The sequence below is a fragment of the Mycobacterium palustre genome, assembly GCF_002101785.1.
GTDB classification, from domain to species: Bacteria; Actinomycetota; Actinomycetes; order Mycobacteriales; family Mycobacteriaceae; genus Mycobacterium; species Mycobacterium palustre.
On record NZ_LQPJ01000061.1, the window covers coordinates 1 to 20,063 of the forward strand.

Sequence of the window (20,063 nt, forward strand, 5' to 3'; positions counted from 1 at the left end):
CAGAAAATCCCAACGCACCGCGAAGGGGGGGCCAAAACTAGCCGTCACACTGGGGCCACTTCAAGTTGACATTGCCATACGTGTCGTTCACCGAAAGCTGGCAGTACCCCAAGCCGATCCAACGGCCGCGCCCGCCAATCGTTGTCGGCAGCCAGCTCATCCCCCAGACGATCGACCACATCGTGGAGTGGGCCGATGGCTGGATCCCCGCCGCGATGATGGCCAAGGGCAAGTTGGCGGACGGCATCGAGCGACTGCGCGAGCGATTCGAGGCGGCAGGGCGCAACCCAGACCGACTTGACGTCACCGTCTTCCACACCGTTGAGCACCTCAAAGATCGAGAATGGGACTACCGCAATGGCGCCGCGCCGGTTACCTATGACCTCTTGGATCGCTATGAGGCGATGGGTGTGACAAGGGTAGGCCTGCCGGTTCCGAACGAGGGCGCTGAGACCGTTCTTCCCCTGCTGGACAGCTATGTTGACGCAATTGGAGACCGCCTCGCAATCGACATGTTCGGGTCCTAGCCGTCGTTTTGGGTGGAGGCGCCGGCCAGCAAGGCCTGCATTCAGAAGCTACTTTGGCAGCCCGAGGACACGCTCGGCCAAGATATTGCGCTGGATTTCGCTTGTCCCGCCTAGGATCGTCTGTGCGCGGCCAACGAACATTGCATGAACCAGGGCGTCATGTTCAGGGTCGATGCAGGAGTCGGTGCCGAGCACCTCGGTCGCCACGTCACCAAGGTCACGGGCCGTCTCGGAAGCCATCAACTTCAGGGCGCCAAAGGCCGACGATGCCAAGTCACCGCCGTCAACAGCTCGCTGCCAGGTATGCCGCAGTAACCAGATTCGAGTCCAGAGCCGCGTTAGCGTTTGCACCAAGACGGGATTGAGAAGCCCACGTTCGTTCGCCGCCTGAACCATTCGCTCATGAAGTTTGAACATGGCCACTGCTTGTGAGCCTAAAGTCAACCGTTCGCGCCCAAGGGTCGCCATCGCCACTGCCCACCCCTGTCCAACCTCGCCGATGAGTGCGTCGTCGGCAAGCTCGACGTCCTCGAGGAAGACTTCGTTGATCTTGTCTTCACCGTCGATCTGCCTGATCGGGCGCACTGTGACACCACGACTCTGCATCGGCACGATGAACATGCTCAGGCCGCGGTGGCCGTTCTCCCCCGTCCGTGCCAACAACAGCCCAAATTTGGCGCAGTTTGCGGCGGAACTCCACACCTTGTGCCCGTTGACGCGCCAACCCGTTTGGGTTTTGACGGCTTTGGTGCGCACCGCGGCAAGGTCAGATCCTGCCTCTGGCTCAGAAAACAGCTGAGTCCAGATGTCATCGCCGAGCCGGATCGGCTCAAGGTAGCGCCGCTTCTGCTCTGCGCTGCCGAACCTGATCAAGATTGGCCCGGCCAGTTCAATCGCAGTGAATCCGAGCTGGCGAGGCACACCAATGCGCGCGCACTCTTCGGCAAACACACCCTGCAGCAAGACAGCAGCATTGGCGCCGCCGTACTCGGAAGGCCAATCGAGGCAGGCATATCCGTGCTCGGCCAGATACCTATGCCAGGCGCGGCCAGCCTCGACATCGGCGGCGGTGGGAGTGGGCCCATAGTTGCGCAGGCCGGCTGGCTTCGGCGCGTTTTGCAGGAAGACAGCGATCTCGGATCTCAGGGCGTCGACATCTGTGCTGTCGCGAGATTGAGTGGACATCGCGGATTTGCCTTAACTTTCGGCCGCAGACGAGGCGGAGCAGGGGACTGGGTAGGGGACCACGTTCCTAGCGCAAGTCGTACATCGCACTAGACGCTGGCGACACTGACGTGTGGGCGCGGCGGCGCTACATGCGCTGCAAGCCGGTCCCAATGCTCGGCAAGCCCGCCGAAGATGACCTCGTCAGTGCGGGCGCGGCGAAGATGCAAATTGACCGGGCCCTCCCAAGAAAACCCGACAGCTCCATGAATCTGCGTACTGGTATGCGCGGCGTCGCGAAGAGCCTCCGAGCAAATAGCCTTTGCCATACTTGCCCGCCACGGCAGTTCGTCGTTGGGCGCACCACCGCCGACGTCGGCAGCGTCAAGGGCTGCCTGTGAAGCCGACCGCGCCCACTCCAGACTGACAAGCATGTTTGCGCACATGTGCTTGACCGCTTGAAAGCTGCCGATAGGCCGCCCGAACTGCACCCGGGTGCGGGCGTACTCAGTCGTGAATTCAAGGAGTTTCTCGCAACTTCCCACCTGCTCGGCGGACAACACAGCAATGGTGCGGTCCACGTTGCGGGCCACAATCGCCTCGGTGGGCTCAGAGCCGAGCAGTGGTACGCCGGACGAGCCCGAAAACACCACCGTTGCCATCGGACGTGTGCCGTCTAGCACCGGCTCGGCGTCGATCCGCACTCCTGGGTCCGCCGCATCGACAAGTAATGCAATGGGCTCGTTATCCACCAGGGCGATCACGACGAACGTGTCGGCCGTCTCACCGTGTAAGACGTGGCGAGCTTGACCGTTCACAGTCCACTGGTCGCCGCGACGCCGGGCGGTCAGCGTTACCCTGGACCGGTCCCATGCTCCGCCGTCGCTCGTGATCACTGCGGCAGCGCTGCGCTCTCCGGTGGCGAGCGGTTCCAAAATATCGCTGCCGCAGCCGAAGTCGGTTAGCAAGCCGGTGGCCAGTACCGCCGATGCGAGAAACGGTACCGGAGCTAGCGCCCGCCCAAGTTCAGCTGCAACGACTCCCAGCGCCGAGGCGCCATAGCCCGCACCTCCATAAATTTCGGGTATGGCGATGGCACTGACTCCGACCTGTTGACACAAGACATGCCATAGTTCCGTGTGGAACGCGCGCCCATCTTCCCGGAACGCCACCGAGCGGACCTCGTTGTCGGTAGCCAGGTGGGTACAAGCTGCACGCACCGATCGTGCCAACTCGAGCGCCTCGTCGCGGGCCAGCGTTGCCATGGGCTACTCCTAAACCGGTTGTTTTAAGCGAATGGGGAAGGGGCCCCTAACTGCACATGTAGTCGAATCCGAGCCGCGCATTATGCGGCGCGTGGCTAGCAATAGAGGCCGCCGGTGTCGGCCCGAAGTATGAAAAACGCTGCATTGCAGATGTTCTCAGACATGAGATAGCACCCAATGGCTCATCGCTTGTACTGCCGCTGTCGCTGGGGGCGGGCCGTTGGTATGCGGCGCGCACCGCCGCCTCGGATCAGTATGTGTACCACCCGCTGAAGCGTGAGGTCTTGAAGGGCAGCCAACTAGTTCTTGGCGGCTGAGAGCGCAGCGGTAGGCGGGCTGGAAAAACATCGTGGTGGAGCAACACGATGAACTCCTATGACCGCTCCACAAGCATGCTGCCCTAGTCAACTTTCTGGCCAATATTGACTGCCCGACAGAAGATCTCGCGCGATTCACCGACTGCGCCGCTCCTCATTTGCAGGCGACATGTCACCGCCGGCGACAACATCGGTCCGCACGGTTGCTCCGAGCCTCGGCAATCGGGCGCCTCCCTTTGCAGCTAAACGCGATGTTAACGCCAGTTCACTGTAAGATTGCGTCGCTCTCGGTGTCAAGCGGTGGCAGCATCGGCGCGACCGCTGAGAATCCCGAGTGTGACCTGACTCTGGGCCGAGTGGATGAGCTAGGCGGTGACCGAAGGGGTTGGTGGCCATCGTGACTGGATGGACCGAACCTGGGGCGCCATCTCGATGGCCACCGCTGAAGCGTGCCGATCGGTGTCGCGACTTCCCGGATCAACAGTTGATCGCATCGTGGCCTTGGTGGCAATCGTCAAGTCGCGCGGGACCGACGCAAGGCTGGTTGCCAGATTGACTGCTGCGGTGAGTGCGTCGTCGGCAGCTGTCAGCGCGAGGCCGTGCCGAACCGCGGCATGGGCATCGAACTTCTGCGCGAACAAGATTATGGCGCGCGCGAGCGCCGGACCAACTGCTCGCTGAAGCATCCATGTCGCTCCACCGCCGGGGTGGACACCGAGGGTCAAAAAGCGGGCGTCAAAGAGCGCGTTCTGGCCGGCAATGCGGACGTCGCAGGCCAGCGCGAGATTGAGGCCGGCGCCCACGGCGGCGCCGTTGACCGCTGCGATGGTTGGCAAAGCGCAATCGGCGACGGCAAGGAACCCCGCATACAGCTGGCGTAAGCGGTCCTCCGTAGCAGTTCGTAGGGCGCTACGATCGGCGCCAGCGCAGAACGCGGAACCTGCCCCCGTGACGATTACGACGTGCACATCGGTATCTGCTTCGGCTGTATGAACCGCATCTCGCAAGGCTGCAGACATCGCAGGCGTGATGGCATTGCGCCGTTCGGGGTCGTTGATGGTGATCACCGCCATGTGGTCACGCACCTCCAGCAAGATGTGCTGCGAGCTCGCGTAGGGGGTGGATTCAGCTGCCGCCTGCGGCGCCCCGGTCGGCATTCGCTTGTTGTCTGTGCCGTGGTGAGAGCTCACTCGTGCGTCTTCATTCCTCATATCGGGCCCTTCCCGGTCATCGCGGTTTCGAGAAGCCTTCGTAGCCGCTGCTACTCACCGGTTGCCGGCGGCAGTAACGGCGGAAGCGATTAGAAGAGCGAGATCAACGCCGTTTTGACTTCCCGGTGGGACTGCTCATCGCCGTCCTGACGAACGCGACGCGCTCCTGCCCAAGACGGACAGCTCGGCCAGACGCCGGGCCTGATGACGTTGTCGTATTCGTTGAGCAGTCAAAAGCCTGCCTGCCGACCCGCATGCAACGACGAGCACAACCTCACCACCCATCCCCAACGCGGCGCTCAACGGCTTGCTCAACCTTAGTTAACGGTAGTTTATCGTACATTGCTCGAGGGCATATTGTTAGGGCGTTATATACTTATGGCACTGCAACTACAGCACAAGGAAGCATCACCGCCGGAGGGTAAACAAGCTATTACAGCGTCGCGCTGGCCGGGCTGCTGCGGTATCGGCATGTGGGCGATATCGTCGGCGCGTGGCTCACATGAGGTTCGGATGGGCTCGTTTCTTCGTGTTATCGATGGAGTCGCCTGTCCGACAGAGGCGGTGGCAAGGGGGTGCGATGGGGCAGTTTGAAATTCTTTGCGCCAACGACCCTGATTTGGCCTCTTTTCGCGCATCGATACGTCAGTTTCTCGAGGCCGACCGCGAGGAGTTCGGATGGCGTCCGGCAGTCGATTCCTGGCTATCGTGTTGGGATGCCGAGTTCAGTTCACGGCTCGGTAGCGCGGGATTTCTCGGCCTGACCGTTCCCACCGTCTACGGCGGACGTGGGTTGACCCACATGCACCGATACGTTGTTACCGAAGAGTTGCTGGCACAAGGTGCTCCGGTCGCAGCTCATTGGATGGCCGACCGCCAAGTCGCCCCGGCCCTGCTCGCGTATGGCAGCGATGAGCAGCGGCACCGCTTGCTTCCGCAGATCACGGCCGGCCGTTTGTCGTTTGCAATTGGGCTCAGCGAGTATGGAGCTGGCTCCGATCTTGCTGCAGCCCAATCGAAGGCGACCCGCGTGGCGGGGGGTTGGTTGCTTAACGGCACGAAGGTGTGGACGAGCGGGGCGCACCGCGCTGACTACGTCGTCGTTTTTGCGCGAACCAGTCCGATAGATCCCAAAGCTCGTCACGCCGGATTCAGCCAGTTCCTCGTTCCGCGCGAATCGCAGGGGGTCGTGATCGGCCCGATCGTCACAATGTCTGGCGAACATCATTTCAATGAAGTCGTCTTAGAGGATGTCTTCGTTCCTGACGCTGGAGTGCTTGGCGAGATAGGCGCCGGCTGGCAACAGGTCACTGCTGAACTGGCTTTCGAGCGCAGCGGACCCGAGCGGATCCTCACGACGGCGCCGCTGATCCTTGCCGCATTGGACGCCGTAGCAGTTGGTATAACCAATGATGGCGTTGTTTCGGAGGTCGGGGATTTGGTCGCCCGAATGGTCTCGCTCCGGCAGATGTCTGTGGCGGTAGCGCGCAGACTGGTCGCGGGCGAGTCGGCGGGTGTACAGGCCGCGTTGGTCAAGGACCTCGGTACCTGCTTCGAGCAGGACTCTGTTGACCAGGTGGCCCGATTGCTTGATGGTTGGCCAACCGAGGGCGCGCTCAAGGAACTTTGTGACGCGGCCCAGTCGCACCGGCCGATGTTCACTCTCCGGGGAGGCACTAACGAGGTGTTGCGAGGCATCGTGGCGCGGGGGATAGGGTTGCGGTGAACGACCGAAACGCTTTCGGCGCCGGATCTTCCGGTATCGCTGACGGCTACGAAACCGACGGTCTTTGTGAGTTGGTTGACGATATCGTGCGACGCCTGCTTAATGACTCTGCGCACGACAGGTGTGTGCGTCAACGGTTTGATCGTGAACTATGGCATGTGCTGGACCACGCCGGGCTGACCAAGCTGACATCTGAATTTGGCGCCAGACCGGTTGAGCTTGCGGTTGTCCTGTATGCCCTGGCCCGACACGCCGCCGTCGTTCCACTTGCTGAAACCGACATGCTGGCTGGATGGCTCGCCCGTGAGGCGGGGTACCAGCCGCCCGACGGGCCTTTGACAATTGCGATCGTCGACGGCGACGAGTTAGGTGCGCGGATCAAGGGTGCCGCTGTTGATGTTCCATGGACGAGGGAAGCTGGCGCGGTAGTGTTGGCGGTCCGGACCCCGGGCCGTTCGCACGTCGCGATCGTTAGCAACGACGAGGTTGACACCGAAGAGGGCCATAATCTCGCTGGGGAGCCACGCAATACGCTGAAGTTCGACTTGCCCGCCGAAAGGTTTGTTGAGGTCAGTGCGGCGGCGGGGGAGGAGTTGGCGCGGCGGGGGGCGTGGGCGCGCTGCGTCCAGATCGTTGGCGCGCTTGACGCCGCTGCCGAGCATTCGTTTGCCCATACCCGGGCGAGGGTCCAGTTCGGACGCACCCTCAACAGCTTTCAGTCAGTGCAGCACTCTTTGGCAGCGATGGTCGGAGAGATTGAACGCAGCCGCGCCGTGGTAGCCCTGGCGGTGGCGGCTGCCACTGACTTCGGCTTCGCTGCCCAACGCACCCGGTATGCCACCGCGCTCGCCAAGGTGGTCCTCGGCCAAACCGTCAGCGCGGTAACCACGAGGGCGCATCAGTTACACGGCGCGATTGGCGTCACGATCGAACATCCACTGTGGCGATTCACGATGCGAGCGCAAAGCTGGGTCGGCGAGTACGGCAGCGCAGCCCACTACGCCCGGCAATTGGGAGGGATGGTGCTAGATGCCGCAAATCCCTGGGATATCGTGCTTAGTGGCCAAGCTGTTAATCGCCGCCGCCAGCAAATATAGCTCTTCCGAAGGAGATTGGATCAGCAGTTCCGGGAGCTCGTATGGACATCGAGTTCAATCTGGATCTGCATCGCGCCAACGAGTCCGCGGGTAACGCGGACGGAGCTTACCGTTGTTGACGCCTGATTTGCCGTCGCCACATCAGGATCGCGGTAAGCGAAAGCCGGGAGAGGTCCGCTTCTGCTGCGATGATCGCGCACGGTGGTGCGGCAGTGTCCGCAGTCCGCGCCCATGTACAGGCGTCAATGATCTGTTTAGTAGTACACGCGCTGCGGGCAACGACTCGACGACACCCCCGCTGGCCGTGGCTGCGCACATACGATGAGAGGTGTTGGTCGACCGTTATGTTAACGTGTTATAACGGCATGCTGCGGTCGAGCGTGGATGACGCAATTTGTTTACTGGGCAAGGGTCATCGGCTGGTTGATCTCGGTTCGAGGAAGCAGACGCTTCAACGCTGCATGCGATGGTGCACAACGATGTTCGGCGGATAGGAGGGTGGGCATGTTTTGGCCCAAAGGGTGGAACGGTTGTGTAACCCGGATGCTAGGATTCTCGTTATATCAGCCTCATACAGCGATGTGGTGAACGATGTCTAACAAAGCGCGCGGGCGATCCATAAGGTTTTGGGCCGGTAGGCACCAGATCCTCCTCAAGGAGGAGTCGGTTGAAAAGGCGAAGTGCACACTTACGAACCCCAAGAGCGCGACGAATGTGGTGCGGCGCAGGCACGAGCTGCTTTTCATGTCTTCTGAGGAACACCGCACTTTAGCGGGTGGCTGCGCACAACGACATCGCCCAAGCGCGCTGGCACGAACGACTGAACGTCATCTGGATCGATCGTCAACTACCGAAAGCGCTGAGGAAGCAGAACAATGAGTGGAAGGACCATCGTTATCACCGGCGCCAGCGACGGCATCGGTGCCGCTGCCGCGCGAAAGCTTTCTGGCCGCGGGGAGAATGTCGTCATCGTTGGCCGCTCGGAGCAGAAGACTACAGCTGTTGCTGCCGAGCTTGGGGCTGACTTCTTCATCGCAGATTTTGCCGACCTCTCCCAGGTGCGCCGGCTGGCCAACCAACTGCTCGAGCGCTACCCACAGATCGACGTGCTGGCCAATAACGCGGGCGGAGTCATGCCCGCCCAACGGCGACTCACCCGCGACGGCCACGAGATGACTTTTCAGGTCAACCACCTCGCGTCGTTTTTCTTGACGAGACTGCTGATGGACCGCCTAATTGAGTCCGGAGCCACCATCATCAACACTTCGAGCGTGGGTAACCGGATCAATGCTCGCATCGACATCGACGACTTAGAATACGAACGCAAGTTCTCCAGCACCAAGGCCTACGCGGACACCAAGCTCGAAAACATCCTGTTCACCAAGGAACTCCATCGGCGTTACCATGAGCGGGGCATCTCGACAGCGGCTTTCCACCCAGGAAACGTGGCGAGCAACTTCTCCAGCGAATCGGGCCTCTTGCTGTTTCGCGCTGTCTTTCAAACTCCGCTCAAGCATCTCATACTCATCAGCCCCGAGAAGGGCGCTGAGGAGATGGTCTGGCTTGCGTCCTCAACGCCCGGTGTTGATTGGCAGTCGGGGGAGTACTACACGAAGCACCGGATTGGCAAGGTGAACAAGCAGGCGCACGATCGCAAGTTGGCGGCCGAACTATGGGAACGCAGTGAGGCAATCCTCGCCGAACATTGCCTATGAAGCCGTCGATTCCACGGGGCATCTACGGCGAATACCCGCCCGCGGTCTGACTTAATGCCAGCGCAGCGGCAAACTCGACAGCCGGACCGCCTCCTCGAGGATAACCGGCGGCACGGACTCAGCATCTAACCCGAATGCGGGGATAGTGCGTAACCATTCGCTGACCAACACAGTCAACGCTGTTTTCGCCAGACTGACGGCCACACAGCGGTGCGGGCCCCCGCCGAACGCCCAGTAGTCCGCCCGCGACCCGTGGCCGTGCGCCATGTCTTCTTGGATGGCCGCCGCTACGCACAGCACGACCCGGGCCCCCGCCGGTATCTCGACACCCGCCACGGTGACGTTCTGAGCGGCCCTGCGGATAATCACCGGGGCCGGCGGCTCGCGGCGGAGCACGTCTTCGATGAATCCCTCAATCCCTGCGGGGTTTTCGCGCAGCGAAGCTGCATAGCCGCGGGTCGCGGGCAAGGTCAAGAAACACGAAACCCACCGCGCTCCTAAACGGCGTAATGCCCGCAGCGATCAGCATCTCAACTACCGCGCACGCGTCAGCTTCGTCGAACCCATCGTCACCGGCAACCAACCCGGACATAACACCCGGAATATCAGGGCTGGCGCGGCGCTGCGCGAAGACCTCCGCCAAATAGGTGAGCATCTCAAGTTTTTGCACCAAATCCTCGAAACGGACACCGTTGACCGAGGTTAGAGGCGCCCGCTGGATCGCCCAGAGCGCTTTCTCCCAGCGCAGCAACCTATCCCCGTCTTGCGGCGGCAACCCCAACGCTGTGAGAAGAACCCGAGCCGCGAATGGCTCCGCAACATCGGCGATCACCTCACAACCACCCTGCGGGGCGACCACTTCGACCACCGCCGCGGCCTGATCTTGCAACGCGGGTTGCATCTGTTTCACCGCGCGGGAATTCAATAACGGCTGCAAGATTGCGCGCCAACGCGCATGGTCCGGCCGATCCAAAACGGCGTTAAGCGGAAATATTTCCGAGTTACGCAGCGCTGCGAGCACGTCCTCGGCACGTGTGAGGCAATAGCCATTCAAAAACACGCTGTCCTCGACAAACACGACCGGCCCGCGCTTGCGCAGTGCGTCCCAGAGCTCGCTGCGATCCTCTGTCAAGAAATCAGGCAGCAACTTCGCACCGATCGACGGGCACAGTGCCTTCGCGCAGTGCGCGGATCACCCGCCGGGCGCTCAGCCGGGGCAGGCGCGTGCCAAGGTGGTCCAACTCGTCGCCGAACTCGTGATTAACCTCGGCCACCGCCTTCGCCGATGGCGGCAATGTCGGTTTCAGCGGATCCTGTTTATCTAGCTCGTCGTAAGTTTGGTTGACATCTTTCATGAATTCTCGCGCCAACGCCGCCGCCCGTTGTGCGTGCACCGACAAGTCAGGTGCGGTCACCTCATTGGTGCGCTGCTGCACGCCGTCGAGCCACGCCTGGTAGTCGGCGGGAGCCGGTATCGAGTCTGGTTCGTAGGAGCCCGGCGGAGCAAATCGCGTCTTCGCTTTCAGCGAGGCCTGCGTGTTGCGGTTGAACTCGATGAGTTTCCTTACCTTCCGACAAGGTTGTGCCCGCTCATCGATGCGCAACGCGACGACCAGACCACCGGCGACCGTCGCCACGCACAACAGCGCCACCAACAATCGAGCGACTCTGCGTCTACCGAGACTGCTAGCGACCACACGACCAACCTAATGCCTGATCGTGCCGCCTGCACCGAGTTCGGGGTCTTGTCCGGTGGGCGGGTGATGGCCGACCACGAACGGATGTGGCTATGGCATCAGACCGTCTCCGACCCCGATCATGTTGCGACGCAGCCGCATCGGCGTACTGCATTGAGCACTTGGGCGTCACCTGCATCTCGCGGTGGATTTTCAATGGCGATGTCATCCACAACAGCGCTGTCCCGATGGCTTTGAGCACCGGTCGGTGTTGTGCTGTCGGTCTATTGCTGGTTCGTGCGGCGCTCGCCGGACCACGGCCCGGTAGCCTATCAACACGGCGACGCCTCCGGTACTGATCAAGCTCAACCATGTGCCGTGGATGACGTTTACCACGAACAGGACCACCGATAGCGCAGCCATCACTGCGAAGAACACCGGGCTGTATAGGGCGTTCCTCTTCACGCGCGTCCTCCCGTTCGGTAGCGTGCCTACCCGATGGGCGACATCACTGTGCCCTGATTTCACACAAAAACTATGACAACCCTGGAAGGGATTTGCGTGGGAAAGTTTGTGACGGTCGAGTACACCGATGACTTCGATGGAGTGCCGATCGACCCTAAATCTGTTGATGTGGTCTCCTTCTCATATCGTGGCCAGGATTACGAACTAGTTTTGACCAAGGCGAATGGCACTCAATTCGACAAAGACATTGCGCGTTACGTTAGCGCCGCCAAGAAGGCGCGGGCCCGCGCTGAGCGGGCGGCGCGCAAGTCGGCCCAACAGCAACGGCGTCAGCCGACCAACTCTAAGTCCGCTGTTGAACGGAAGTCCAAATCGCGCAAAGCCGCGGCGGCAGTGACGCCAAGTGCAGAGCGCAACCGCGCAATTCGCAAATGGGCCAACGACCACGGCCACAAGGTTTCCGGTCGCGGACGTATTCCAGAAGCGATCATCGACGCCTACGACGCGGAACACTGACCAGGCCAGCGGTCCGACACAGAATCCTCTAACAGGTCCGATAGCGCGCATTACGGTGCAGGACACGCACTTCGCGTGTTGTCCGGACACGGCCCGCCCCTAGATCTGGCAATTCAGGGGGAGTGTTAAGGGCTTTCGCCGATGACGACCGCCACGCATGACAACGGTTTACTGGTAACCCGTCATGGTTCTGGACGAGGAGATTGAGGTGCAGCACCAGCTGACTTATGGCCGTCGGTGTCGCGCTCGAGACCGCCCCGGGGCTCAGGGCCGGCGAAGACGGCAACCAAGAAGATCACATACCACGCGATCAGGAAGGCGATTAGACGCGAGGGGATGTCGGCGAGCTTCGGGCTACTCAACGTGACGAGACTCGTCATCAGGCCGCCGACCGCAAATCCGCCGTTCCAGGCGAATGCGGTCCCGGTGGCACGCACGCGGGTGGGGAACGACTCGTTCAGATAGATCATCAGCGGCCCGTACATCGCGTTGGAGAAGAAGACCAGGATTAGCGAGTAGAGCAGGATCAGCCGCGGCGGGGTTGAGTCGAGCCGGGTGATCTGCCAATACAGCCAGGGCACAACGACAATGGCTAACGATCCGAAGGCGAGCAGTGTCTTCCTGCGGCCCAGGACCTCGCTCAGCGCCCCGGACGCCACGCCGCCGACGACGACAACGATGCTGATCCAGATCAGGAAGTTGCTTGCCTGAGTGCCGCTCAGCTTGTTGATCTTCTGATACACGGTGGGCAGGTAGCCCGATGTCAGGTAGTACGAGGCGCCCGCGCCGGAAACCACCAAAAAGTTGAGCGAGAGCGATCGCCTGTCGCGTTCGAAGAGGCTGCGGATGGGGGCCTTCGTCAGCTCACCGGTCGCGCGTTGCTGCTGCCACGACGGGGGCTCGTCGGCGTTGCGCAGGATGACCAGGCTCGCCAGCGCGCCGAGCAGGCCGGTGAAGAACATGCACCGCCAACCCCACACGGCGAACTTTGCTGCGGGAAAGGCGATGTGGAGCAACAGATTTACGATCGACGCCAGCACCGCGCCGACGGCCGGGGCGCCACAACCCACCACCCCCGAGATCACGCCGCGCACGTTGCTGGGCACCGTCTCGGTGGCCAGGGTATGCGTCGACGCGACGATGCCGCCGACGAACAACCCCTGCATCAGCCGAAGCAGGATGAACGCGATCGGCCCGGTGATACCAGCGGCGGCGAAGGTGGGCACCGCTCCCATCAGCGCGGTCGACAGGCCGGCGCCGACCGCCGTGATCACCAGGAGGCGTTTGCGTCCCAGCCGGTCGGCGTACGGCCCGAAGACGAAGGACCCCAGTGGGCGCATGACCAGGCTGACCGCGAACGACGCGTACACCGCGGCCAGGGACAGCGTGGGGCTTTTCGCGGGGAAGATCAGATCGCTGATGGCCGACGCCACGAACAGCAGGATGAACAGGTCGTAGAGGTCGAACGCGAAGCCGATAACCGAGGCGAGAACCGCCGCCCAGAGCCGACTTCCGCGGACTACGGTGACTGTGTGATCCGCCGGGCCGGAATCGGTCGCCGGTATCGATGACGACGCGGTTGCCATGCTGCTCCTCAGGTCGCCGCGGCCAACGCCTGGCCGCCCAGCCGCCGTGCGGCCTCGCGCGGATCGTTGGCGTCTGTGATCGCTCTACCCACAACGGCGTAACGCCGGCACCCGGGCGCCGCGGCGAAAGCCTCAGCAATGCTGCCGCCCAACGGGCCGATTCCCGGCAGGAACAACCCCGGTCGGTCGATGTGCTCACGCAGGAACCGGCTGTGCCGACCGACCAGCGCGTGGTCGTGGGCCGGTAGCACGAAATCGGTGGCGCCGTGGCCGAGCGCGGCGGCGAGGATGCGGTCGAGGGCGTCGTCGGCAACGTAGCCGCCGCCGCTCACGGAGTATTCTGGGAACGGCAGCGCGCCCCCGACGACCGGCACCAGGCCCACTTGCCGCGCCTGGCAGACGAACTCGCGCACCGCCCCCGGCCCGCCGAGCGGAAACAGGATCAGGCTGTTGACTCCGGCCTCATGGCACACGGCCGAGAATCTGCGGGCCATGTCAGGGATGTCGAGCCCAGCCTTCTGGTGGTCGTAAATAATTGGCAGATCAGAGATCTCGCGGATCGCCCGGACCGCGCCCGAGAGGCCGAGGCGCAGGGCACCGGCTATCCCGAGCTTGTAGCCGACGATGCCGTCGACGTCGGTGGTCAGCTCGACGAGGTGCTTGAGAATGTCGACGGAGTCTACGTCGAGGGCGGGAACGACGCCGCTGTCGGCCTCAGGCACGGACGATGTCTGCCTGCAGCGCCCGGGAGATGAATCGCTGTGCGCTGGGCTTGATCTCGCCGATGTCGAGGCTGAGGTCGATGGCTTCGACGCTGTGGGTAAGGTCTCCAATGGAGATGATGTCGACGCCCAGCTGAGCCCACTCGACGATGTTGTCCTCGCGGACACCGCCCGACGCTTCGGTCAGCGCCCGCCCCGCGATCAACGCCACGGCTTGGCGCATGGTGTCAAGATCCATGTTGTCGAACATGATGATCTCGGCTCCGGCGGCAAGGGCCTCCTCGATCTGGTCCAGCGTCTCGCATTCCACTTCGATCCTGAAAGTGTGCTGCGCCTCGGCGCGCAATGTCCGCACCGCCGCGGTGATGCTGCCGGCGATCTTGATGTGGTTGTCCTTGATCAGGACCGCATTGTGCAGTCCGAACAGGTGGTTGTGGCCGCCACCCACTCGGACTGCGTACTTCTGCAGGACGCGCATACCCGGCACACCTTTGCGCGTGTCGACTATGCGAACACCGTAAGGCTCAACCAATCTCGCGTAGCGGCGGGTCTTCGTCGCGATGCCCGAAAGATGCTGGAGCCAGTCCAGCGCGGCGCGCTCGATGGCGAGGAGCGTCAGCGCGCGAGCCTCGATGCGCAGAAGAACGTCGCCAGGCCGAATCTCGTCGCCGTCCCGCACCTCGGCGGAGACGCGGGCATCGGGCTCGACCGTTTTGATGGTCTCTTCGGCAAGCAACAGCCCACACACCACGCCCGGTTTCTTCGCGTAGATCAGCGCCGAGCTGCGGTCGTCGGGGCCGGCCAAAAAGCCACCTGTCGTGTCGCCCGCACCCAGCTCCTCGCGAAGTCCCTGCTCCACGAACGGCCGGACCATGAAACTCGACAGTTGCATCCGATCACCTCGCGCTCAGGCCCGCACCGGCTCCGGCTCTGCGGGAACTCGACCAACCGGAGCCGCGGTGCTCCGGCGCCCAGTAGAGGAGGCTGATGCGACACAGCCTCAGCCGCGGACACTTGTCCGCGAATCGCTCACCGAGGCACTGATCGAGACTAGGGGGTTGGCCGATCCATGTCTGCGTTAAAAAACGCGGCGAGCCGAATGCCTCGGGCCAAGTGGCGGGTGGGCGGCACAGTAGGGCCGGGGTCGTCGCGAAAGGTCCTGCCCGCGTGACCCTCTGGATCGGTGCGGCGCACGGCATCCTCTCCTCCGGCGCGCACCATACTGTCAGCGCACGCCGCGATCGGGGTAGCGTCCACCGACAACCAGGTCGCTCAGCGGCTGCAGCTGGGCAAGCGCGTCCTCATCAAGTTCGACGTCCAGGGCGGCGATGTTCTGTTCGAGCCGGTTGGCGTGGCGGGTACCAGGGATCGGTACGACGGGACCCCCAGTCGAGGAGCCTGTGCGTAGACCCAAGCTAGGGCGACCTGAGCGGGCAGCACACCGAGCCGCTCGGCCACGTTGCGCACGGTCTCCGCGATCACCTGGTTTTGCTTGGCGGCGTCACCGATGAATCGGGGGGTGCGGGCGCGAAAGTCGGTGGGATCCAGCGCCGCGGTTTGGACCGCTCCTGTCAAAAAGCCCCGTCCCAGCGGCGATTTCGGCACGAGGCCGGCCCCCAGTTCAGCCATGACCGGCGTCGCCTGCTCGACTTCCCGGGGCCGCCGTCAAGCGTGGAGCCGACCCTAAGACCCGGCCTCGCCGGGCAGGTGGCCGTGAAGCGCGGAAGAAACGCGGCCACAAGGCTGCCGAACAACCCCGGAGACGGGGCGCAAGTCGCCTGACCACTAAAGATCACTCACTTGCAACGGTTTCAAACCTGACGTTCGCTGAATAGCGCTTCTCGCTCCGGCTCATGGAATGCCATGTTGCCGATGACCCCGTTGCAAGTTCGTCGGAGCGACGAAGGCCGCGATCGCCTCGCCTCGGACGGTTCGGGTGCCGTCCCGGCCGGGGGAGGTCAGTCGCAACTAGACCGACACCCGGGACCACGCGAAAGGAAGCCCATGAGAACGATCGCAAACCGCCACGCGGCGGGCGTCGGCCTGGCCGCCGTCGCGCTGATTTCTGCCGGCTGCAGCAATGGCAAGAGCGTCGGCGCGTCGCCGCCGCCCCAGATCGGGGTGAAACGCCACTTCTACGTCCACAGCCCCAGCGCAGCCCACCGAAGTAAAGCTCATCGGGGGGAGCGACGTCGAGGTGACTCTGACCAACCCGATCGCTGCCAAGTACTCGTCGGCAACCGATGGTCAGAGGCAGGCTCTCGGCAAGCCGCTGACGGGCGACCGCAACGCGGGAAAACGAGATAGCGACGTGGTCTTCCAGCAGTTCCAGGGCGGCGTTATCGCCGCCAAGAACGACGACGCCGGCACGCCCGCATATGTCTACTTTGGGCAAGATCCGGGAGGCCTGGAACATCCCACGTGACTTCGACGGCACGCCCGCAGTCACCGGCACGAACGGTTCGGCAGGCCCGCTGGGCCTAACCACCAGCGACGCAAACGCCGCGGGCGATCTGCTCGTGGAGACGTTCGAGCACGGCAAGATCGCGTACAACCCAAAGACCGACCAGGCCGCGGTGACGGTGAACGGCCAGGTCGTACCGTCCGGGCTGTAGCCGGCCGGAGCTATCGGCAGCAACAACAAGGTCTGGGTCGTGGCGGGTGGGCGCTAACAGAGTGCCGCTGATTGCGGACCGTCGCTCGCGCCGACCAGCAACTGTCTTACAGAATGTCATACACTGTTGCTATGGCTGACACGATTACCTTCCGGACGGACGAAGACACATCGAAGGCGCTAAAGGTTTTGACCAAAGACGGCACGGCCGTGTCGGTAGCCGTTCGATCTGCTCTCATCGAGGCCGCACGTCGGAAGGCCAACGCGGCGATTCGCGCCGAGGCGGAAAGACTTGCCGAAGACGAATCCGACCGCGCGGAGGCCATGCAGGTGCTCCGCGATATGGAGACGCTGCGTGCGTGGTGAGGTCTTTCGGTTACATGCTCCGCGGGGGAGTCGCGGTCACGAGCAGTCCGGTTCCCGATATGCCGTAGTAGTCCAGTCAGATCTTCTACCGCTGTCGACCTGGCTCGTTGCACCGACGTCCACGTCGGCTCATGCCGCCAGCTTCCGACCCGAGGTTGAAATCGGCGGCGTCAAAACCCGGGTACTTGCGGAGCAGACCGCAGCGGTCGACCCAGGCCGGCTCGGAAAGAGCGTCGGGCTCCTAAACTTCGACGAGATGCGCCGCGTTGACGCGGCACTGCGCATCGTTCTCGATCTCTGAGCGCTGCACCAACGCATCGGATGAAAACAATTTGGGATGCTGCAAATCTCGCTACGAGATGCGCTGGCGCACAGCGTGATAACGAATCCGGCGTACTGGTAACCCGCCGTAGTCGATTTCTGCATGTTCTCCTCCCTCCGTCGCCGCGGCGTCACGCTGGTTCGCGGACGGCCGCGGCGGCGGCTATCGTCACGTGGGTGCGGCCACTGGGGGATGTAGGCGGGATTCTTTCCGCGGGCGGCGGCGTCGGGCTGGTCGCGGCGATAACGGCGATGAATCGGATCGGTCACTGCGGCAACGGATATGACCCGCCGTGCCCGCCGGGCATCGAAAGCGTCACGATCAGCTACACACGGCGCGACGGCAGCACCGCGCAGGTGGAAACGGTCCAGGTGGTGCCGCGCATGAATGTCCCGCGGCCCGGGGATGCGGCGACGGTGTGGTACGACACGGTGACCGGCGAGGCGATCGGAAGGGTTGGTAGCCCGCAATCGCACGGCGGGGCGGCAACATTCCCGGACACACCCCACGCTTCGTAATCCGGCAAAGCCATCAGAATCGTGGGTCATGCCGCTCCAGCATTACCGGTGTCGACGCCGGGGCCGCGGGGGTGTCACGGCAACGCCGCGTCGGGGGCGCAGGGCGTCTCGAGCCGATCGGCGAGCCAAGGCAGCGTCGTCGCGAATGCCGATGCGGCCGAGGGCCAGTCGTGTTTGCCGGGCAGACCGACCACTGCGCAGTCGACGCCGTTGGCGGTGCCCAGTTGGCACAGCGATTCGGCGGCGGCGTGCCCGACGGAGCCGGGAACCGCGAACAGGCCGGCCAGATTGGAGTAAGGCCCGTGGCGGGTGATCACCGTGCTGGGATCGAAGCGTGCCCAGGCCGCGGCGTCGCCGCCGAAGAGCCGGTCGAGGGTCTGTGCCCGGGTGCCCGCGTTGGGGGCGATGTCGCCGCCGATGTCGACAAAGGCGCTGAACCTGTCGGGGTGCATAACTGCGAGGTCCACCGCGCAGGTGCCTCCGGAGGAGAAGCCGACGACGCCCCATTTCGCTTGCGCCGCTAGGCCGAGCTGCTCGGCCGCCCGCGGGATCACGTCGTCGATCAGGTGATCGGCGGCGTTGCCGCGCGACCCGTTGACGCATTCGGTGTCGACGGCGAAGCCGCCGGTGGCGTCGGCGAAGACGGCCAGGGGCGCGTTACCGCCGTGGGCCGCCGCGAACGCGTCCAGGGTGGCGACGGCGTCGCCGGCGCGAATCCAGTCGGCCGATGTGTTGAACTCGCCTCCGATCATCAAGACCGCGGGCAGGCGCGGTGGCGCTCCGGTGAACCAGGCCGGCGGCAGATAAGCCCACTCGCCGCGATGCCGAAAACCCGACGCGGTCGAACCGGTGTCCACGGGCACCACCGCACCATGTTGCGGCGCAACGCCTTTGGACCTGGCGGCGTAGGCCGCGCGCAAGTTGGTCTGGTCCGGCAGCGGCCCATTGGTCAGCTGACCCCAGGCGGCGGAGACGGTCGGAAAGTATCCCAGCCACGCGTTGATGGTCAGGCCCACGCTCAACAGGCAGAACGACGCCGCGAACACGGACACGTTACGTCGCCACCACCCAGCGCGGGGCCAGCTGGCGACCGCGACCGCGATCGCCGAACCCGCCAACACGGCCCACAGCCACATTCGCCACGGCGGCGGTTCGCTGGCCAGTCCGAGGGTGCCGTAGTACCAGTGCGCTGCGGCGCCGGTGACCGCGCCGACCGCCGCGATCAGCGGGACCCGCCGGCTCCACCAACGCCGCCCCGGCCAGGCGATCGAGTAGACCAGCGCCGCAACGGTCACGACTTCGACGGTCAGGGGGAGCACCCCGTGCATCAGCGAAACGCCGCCGCCCACACCGGTTCCCTGCGCCGCACGCGCCGACAGTGGCTCGGCGCTCAGCGCGACCGCCCGCATCGCGCGCCGCGGTCAGACATCGGCGATGTCACCGCGGTCAGAGCATCGGGGCGCGAGACGTCACGTCGCCACGCGCCAACCTCGCCCGGTCGGCCTTCGATGAACTTCTTGAACCGCTTTAGATCACCGTGGACCCGGGCCTTGAGGATGCCGAGTTTGTCGGCGGCGTTCTCGATGAAACTTTCGGGATCGACGTGCATCTGCGTGATCATGCGTGTCTTGTCGTCGTCGAGGCGGTGGAAGATGACGACGCCCGCGTGCTCAGGACCGCTGTCGGACTTCCACGCCGCCCGCTCCTCGGGGTGCTGCTCGGTGATGGCGGTGTCGAACTCGCGCGAGATCGGTCCTACCTTGATGCGCCAATGCGTATGGGCGGCGTCGGTTTGCTGAACCTGCTCGGCGCCTGCCGTGAACCCCGGGAAGGACTCGAACTGGGCCCACTGGTAGACGGTGCTGATCGGCTGGTTGACATCGATTGAGGCGGTAGTGGTGCTCACGGCTTCTCTCTGTGGTTTCGACGTCTTGCTGTACTACCCGCGTCGGTTCGCCAGAAACGTCGGGCCGGGTCCAGGCTCTGCGGCTCGTTGTGGCTCAACGTTCCTGAATCTGCTAAGCACGTCATCTTCTAACGATCGCCCTGTTGTCTATCGACCGGCAACTAAGCTGTTCAACCGTTTTGATCCGACCGAACCAGCTGGGTAGGCGACGTGCAGCCGGGGCGGGCCTGATTCGGCAGATGACCACTTCGTGACCGGTAAAAGCGCATATTCGATTCCGTCGTATTCGAAGTGTCACGCAGTCGGCCTTGGCGGTGCCCGATTACTCCCGGTTCTCGACATGTGGACTT

20 protein-coding genes and 2 pseudogenes are annotated in these 20,063 nt (G+C 63.4%); 10 read left to right on the forward strand and 12 right to left on the reverse strand.

Annotated elements, in window-relative coordinates:
* The first annotated feature begins 80 nt into the window (after positions 1-80).
* A complete protein-coding gene (locus AWC19_RS04990; RefSeq protein WP_158090834.1) occupies positions 81-527 on the forward strand; it encodes an LLM class flavin-dependent oxidoreductase in 447 nt (148 codons plus the stop codon).
* A 48-nt stretch (positions 528-575) separates the two neighbouring features.
* Here AWC19_RS04990 and AWC19_RS04995 read toward each other — a convergent pair whose 3' ends face one another.
* The 3 genes from AWC19_RS04995 to AWC19_RS05005 all read right to left on the reverse strand — a co-directional run bounded on the left by AWC19_RS04995 (position 576) and on the right by AWC19_RS05005 (position 4,430).
* Positions 576-1,712 (reverse strand): acyl-CoA dehydrogenase family protein, encoded by a 1,137-nt coding sequence (locus AWC19_RS04995; protein WP_085076982.1) that lies wholly within the window; start codon positions 1,710-1,712, stop codon positions 576-578.
* Positions 1,713-1,801: 89 nt separating this feature from the next.
* The gene (locus tag AWC19_RS05000) at positions 1,802-2,956 is read right to left on the reverse strand and encodes an acyl-CoA dehydrogenase family protein (protein ID WP_085076983.1); all 1,155 of its coding nucleotides are present in this window, start codon (positions 2,954-2,956) and stop codon (positions 1,802-1,804) included.
* 682 nt (positions 2,957-3,638) lie between these two features.
* On the reverse strand, positions 3,639-4,430 hold the full coding sequence (locus AWC19_RS05005; protein ID WP_085076984.1) for an enoyl-CoA hydratase: 792 nt from the start codon (positions 4,428-4,430) through the stop codon (positions 3,639-3,641).
* Positions 4,431-5,064: 634 nt separating this feature from the next.
* Between AWC19_RS05005 and AWC19_RS05010 the strand changes: the two genes are divergently transcribed.
* The 3 genes from AWC19_RS05010 to AWC19_RS05020 all read left to right on the forward strand — a co-directional run bounded on the left by AWC19_RS05010 (position 5,065) and on the right by AWC19_RS05020 (position 9,022).
* Positions 5,065-6,210: an acyl-CoA dehydrogenase family protein gene (locus tag AWC19_RS05010; RefSeq protein ID WP_085076996.1), complete on the forward strand. Its 1,146-nt coding sequence runs from the start codon at positions 5,065-5,067 to the stop codon at positions 6,208-6,210.
* Entirely contained in the window at positions 6,207-7,307 is a 1,101-nt protein-coding gene (locus AWC19_RS05015; protein ID WP_245848746.1) for an acyl-CoA dehydrogenase family protein, read from the forward strand. Before AWC19_RS05010 ends, AWC19_RS05015 begins: the two co-directional genes overlap by 4 nt.
* An 875-nt stretch (positions 7,308-8,182) precedes the next feature.
* Complete coding sequence (locus tag AWC19_RS05020) at positions 8,183-9,022, forward strand: SDR family NAD(P)-dependent oxidoreductase (RefSeq protein ID WP_085076985.1); 840 nt, start codon at positions 8,183-8,185, stop codon at positions 9,020-9,022.
* Between the two features lie 51 nt (positions 9,023-9,073).
* On the opposite strand, the gene AWC19_RS05025 is transcribed toward AWC19_RS05020, so the two are convergent.
* From AWC19_RS05025 to AWC19_RS05035, 3 genes are read right to left on the reverse strand one after another with little or no spacing between them, the layout of a single operon-like run.
* Positions 9,074-9,496, reverse strand: coding sequence for a cytochrome P450 family protein (locus tag AWC19_RS05025; RefSeq protein WP_142280997.1), 423 nt, complete (start codon positions 9,494-9,496; stop codon positions 9,074-9,076).
* Positions 9,435-10,169 (reverse strand): cytochrome P450 family protein, encoded by a 735-nt coding sequence (locus AWC19_RS05030; protein WP_085076987.1) that lies wholly within the window; start codon positions 10,167-10,169, stop codon positions 9,435-9,437. Before AWC19_RS05030 ends, AWC19_RS05025 begins: the two co-directional genes overlap by 62 nt.
* Positions 10,159-10,680, reverse strand: a complete 522-nt coding sequence (locus AWC19_RS05035; RefSeq protein WP_211284849.1) for a hypothetical protein — start codon at positions 10,678-10,680, stop codon at positions 10,159-10,161. The genes AWC19_RS05030 and AWC19_RS05035 overlap by 11 nt, the downstream gene beginning before the upstream one ends.
* Positions 10,681-11,235: 555 nt before the next feature.
* On the opposite strand from AWC19_RS05035, the gene AWC19_RS05045 reads away from it, so the two are divergent.
* On the forward strand, positions 11,236-11,679 hold the full coding sequence (locus AWC19_RS05045; protein ID WP_245848748.1) for a histone-like nucleoid-structuring protein Lsr2: 444 nt from the start codon (positions 11,236-11,238) through the stop codon (positions 11,677-11,679).
* 182 nt (positions 11,680-11,861) lie between these two features.
* Here the strand turns inward: AWC19_RS05045 and AWC19_RS05050 are convergent, their stop codons facing one another.
* The 4 genes from AWC19_RS05050 to AWC19_RS05065 all read right to left on the reverse strand — a co-directional run bounded on the left by AWC19_RS05050 (position 11,862) and on the right by AWC19_RS05065 (position 15,616).
* On the reverse strand, positions 11,862-13,265 hold the full coding sequence (locus AWC19_RS05050) for an MFS transporter (protein WP_085076988.1): 1,404 nt from the start codon (positions 13,263-13,265) through the stop codon (positions 11,862-11,864).
* An 8-nt stretch (positions 13,266-13,273) separates the two neighbouring features.
* The gene (locus tag AWC19_RS05055) at positions 13,274-13,987 is read right to left on the reverse strand and encodes an orotidine 5'-phosphate decarboxylase / HUMPS family protein (protein ID WP_085076989.1); all 714 of its coding nucleotides are present in this window, start codon (positions 13,985-13,987) and stop codon (positions 13,274-13,276) included.
* On the reverse strand, positions 13,980-14,879 hold the full coding sequence (gene nadC, locus AWC19_RS05060; protein WP_085076990.1) for a carboxylating nicotinate-nucleotide diphosphorylase: 900 nt from the start codon (positions 14,877-14,879) through the stop codon (positions 13,980-13,982). Before nadC ends, AWC19_RS05055 begins: the two co-directional genes overlap by 8 nt.
* A gap of 380 nt (positions 14,880-15,259) precedes the next feature.
* On the reverse strand, positions 15,260-15,616 hold the full coding sequence (locus AWC19_RS05065; protein ID WP_211284850.1) for an aldo/keto reductase: 357 nt from the start codon (positions 15,614-15,616) through the stop codon (positions 15,260-15,262).
* Positions 15,617-15,642: 26 nt separating this feature from the next.
* On the opposite strand from AWC19_RS05065, the pseudogene AWC19_RS05070 reads away from it, so the two are divergent.
* The 5 genes and pseudogenes from AWC19_RS05070 to AWC19_RS05090 all read left to right on the forward strand — a co-directional run.
* A pseudogene (locus AWC19_RS05070) lies at positions 15,643-15,769 on the forward strand (transposase); the annotation flags it as partial.
* 222 nt (positions 15,770-15,991) lie between these two features.
* Positions 15,992-16,602 (forward strand): annotated as a pseudogene (locus AWC19_RS05075) (LGFP repeat-containing protein).
* A 131-nt stretch (positions 16,603-16,733) separates the two neighbouring features.
* Positions 16,734-16,967: a hypothetical protein gene (locus AWC19_RS05080; protein WP_085076991.1), complete on the forward strand. Its 234-nt coding sequence runs from the start codon at positions 16,734-16,736 to the stop codon at positions 16,965-16,967.
* On the forward strand, positions 16,957-17,268 hold the full coding sequence (locus AWC19_RS05085) for a type II toxin-antitoxin system PemK/MazF family toxin (protein ID WP_085076992.1): 312 nt from the start codon (positions 16,957-16,959) through the stop codon (positions 17,266-17,268). The genes AWC19_RS05080 and AWC19_RS05085 overlap by 11 nt, the downstream gene beginning before the upstream one ends.
* A 197-nt stretch (positions 17,269-17,465) precedes the next feature.
* A complete protein-coding gene (locus tag AWC19_RS05090; RefSeq protein WP_142280998.1) occupies positions 17,466-17,807 on the forward strand; it encodes a hypothetical protein in 342 nt (113 codons plus the stop codon).
* A gap of 74 nt (positions 17,808-17,881) precedes the next feature.
* On the opposite strand, the gene AWC19_RS05095 is transcribed toward AWC19_RS05090, so the two are convergent.
* Entirely contained in the window at positions 17,882-19,156 is a 1,275-nt protein-coding gene (locus tag AWC19_RS05095; RefSeq protein ID WP_245848750.1) for an alpha/beta hydrolase, read from the reverse strand.
* A 41-nt stretch (positions 19,157-19,197) separates the two neighbouring features.
* Positions 19,198-19,713, reverse strand: a complete 516-nt coding sequence (locus AWC19_RS05100) for an SRPBCC family protein (RefSeq protein WP_085076995.1) — start codon at positions 19,711-19,713, stop codon at positions 19,198-19,200.
* Positions 19,714-20,063 lie beyond the last annotated feature (350 nt).

Excerpts from the sequence above, each read along its gene's own strand:
- AWC19_RS04995 (WP_085076982.1), bottom strand. The coding sequence starts at position 1,712 with ATGTCCACTCAATCTCGCGACAGCACAGATGTCGACGCCCTGAGATCC.
- AWC19_RS05000 (WP_085076983.1), bottom strand. The coding sequence starts at position 2,956 with ATGGCAACGCTGGCCCGCGACGAGGCGCTCGAGTTGGCACGATCGGTG.
- AWC19_RS05005 (WP_085076984.1), bottom strand. The coding sequence starts at position 4,430 with ATGCCGACCGGGGCGCCGCAGGCGGCAGCTGAATCCACCCCCTACGCG.
- AWC19_RS05010 (WP_085076996.1), top strand. The coding sequence starts at position 5,065 with ATGGGGCAGTTTGAAATTCTTTGCGCCAACGACCCTGATTTGGCCTCT.
- AWC19_RS05020 (WP_085076985.1), top strand. The coding sequence starts at position 8,183 with ATGAGTGGAAGGACCATCGTTATCACCGGCGCCAGCGACGGCATCGGT.
- AWC19_RS05045 (WP_245848748.1), top strand. The coding sequence starts at position 11,236 with ATGACAACCCTGGAAGGGATTTGCGTGGGAAAGTTTGTGACGGTCGAG.
- AWC19_RS05050 (WP_085076988.1), bottom strand. The coding sequence starts at position 13,265 with ATGGCAACCGCGTCGTCATCGATACCGGCGACCGATTCCGGCCCGGCG.
- nadC (WP_085076990.1), bottom strand. The coding sequence starts at position 14,879 with ATGCAACTGTCGAGTTTCATGGTCCGGCCGTTCGTGGAGCAGGGACTT.
- AWC19_RS05065 (WP_211284850.1), bottom strand. The coding sequence starts at position 15,616 with ATGGCTGAACTGGGGGCCGGCCTCGTGCCGAAATCGCCGCTGGGACGG.
- AWC19_RS05080 (WP_085076991.1), top strand. The coding sequence starts at position 16,734 with ATGGCTGACACGATTACCTTCCGGACGGACGAAGACACATCGAAGGCG.